Origin of the sequence: Natrialba sp. INN-245 (assembly GCF_009807105.1) — an archaeon.
In the GTDB taxonomy this organism is placed as follows: domain Archaea; phylum Halobacteriota; class Halobacteria; order Halobacteriales; family Natrialbaceae; genus Natrarchaeobius; species Natrarchaeobius swarupiae.
On record NZ_WUBV01000051.1, the window covers coordinates 1 to 1,440 of the forward strand.

A 1,440-nucleotide genomic window follows, 5' to 3' on the forward strand; every position below is an offset into this window, starting at 1 on the left:
TCGGTACTTCCCGACCGGTGTGAGAGCCGAAGCTAAAGCGTTGCTCTGATTGGGAGAATGTCCGGTTGAGAGAATGTGTTCACCATACCTCAACCAGACGGTGTTCTTTCGGATTCGGACGTGAAAGACTTAGCGAAAGACGTCATCTGTCAGCTCCCGCTGCCGGGAATCGAGGGGTCTCCCCTCGATCCCGGCGAGATCTGGGCTGTCGTCATTCTTGCAGCGGTCAACCAGACGTCCATCTGGGAGACGTGCAAGGACAACGACAACGCCCCCTGTGATGATACTGTCATGGACTGGCTCCATACGCTTAACCGGGAGTGGCTTGAGCGGGTTGCTAACCGCCTTCTCACGCAGTTAGCGATGACGATCCTCGACCCTGACCGGTCGAGGATCGTCTCCATCGACTTCGTCGATAACCCCTATCACGGAACGTACGCCGATGAAGAGGGTGAACTCTGTCGCATGCACGCGAAAGACGGAACAACGACGTGTCACCGGTACTGTACCGCGTATCTCGTCTCGAACGGGAAGCCGGTGACGTTGGCCATGACGTACGTCCGGAGCGATGAGAAGGAAGCCGACGCGGTCGAGCGCGTTCTCGACCGCGTCGAAGCCTATCCCTTCGAGATAGACCTTCTCTTGGCTGATCGTGGCTTCTACAACGAACGTATCCTGCGTCGTTCGCGGGAGATTGCTGCGACTGTCGTACCCGTCCAAAAGAAGGGCAAGCGCATGAGGAAGAAACTGGATACGCACTGCTCGTACATGACGACCTATCGGATGTACAAAGGCCGCGAGCGGGAACTGGAATTCCCGCTCGCGGTCGCTGTCTCCTATCACGCCGGAGACCGCGGGAAAAGCGGCGAAGTCGTTCGAGGTTATGTGGCGTGCGATCTGGCCGATCGCACGCCGAAACAAGTCGAACGACTCTACCGAAAACGATCAGCAATCGAGACAAGCTACCGTGTATTTCGCCAAGCACGGGTGGTAACGACGACACAAGACCCAATCATCCGCTTTGCGTTCGTCCTGGTTGGATTCCTGTTGGAGAACCTCTGGCTTGTGCTTCGATGGGCGGTCGTCGCCCGCCCACGGCGGGGCGGGCGCGACCTGCCCGAGGAATTCACGTTCAAGACCTTCTCTGACTGGATCAGACACGCGTTAGAGGAAGAGTTAGAGCGAACGTGGGAGATTGAGATGAACGGCGTGGGTGTGCCAGAAACGTACGCATCGGCCGCGGGCTGACGCCAGCCCGCGGCCTGGGGCAAGGTCTGACGAGCAACAGCATTCGCCTAGAACGGCGTATCCCAGCCTTCTTACCGCGGATTCCTTCACCTGTGAACTCTATTTCGTCCTTCACTCAGCTACCACACCAGCGTTTGCTCCAGTTTCCCGAGACTCAGCACAACTCACGAAGCAACCTTCGGGAAGTACCGA

General features: G+C 57.7%; 1 protein-coding gene. It reads left to right on the plus strand.

The window, feature by feature from the left end; all coding sequences use genetic code 11:
• Positions 1–75: 75 nt before the first annotated feature.
• Positions 76–1,248 (plus strand): ISH3 family transposase, encoded by a 1,173-nt coding sequence (locus GRS80_RS15095; protein WP_343161600.1) that lies wholly within the window; start codon positions 76–78, stop codon positions 1,246–1,248.
• Positions 1,249–1,440: the final 192 nt, after the last annotated feature.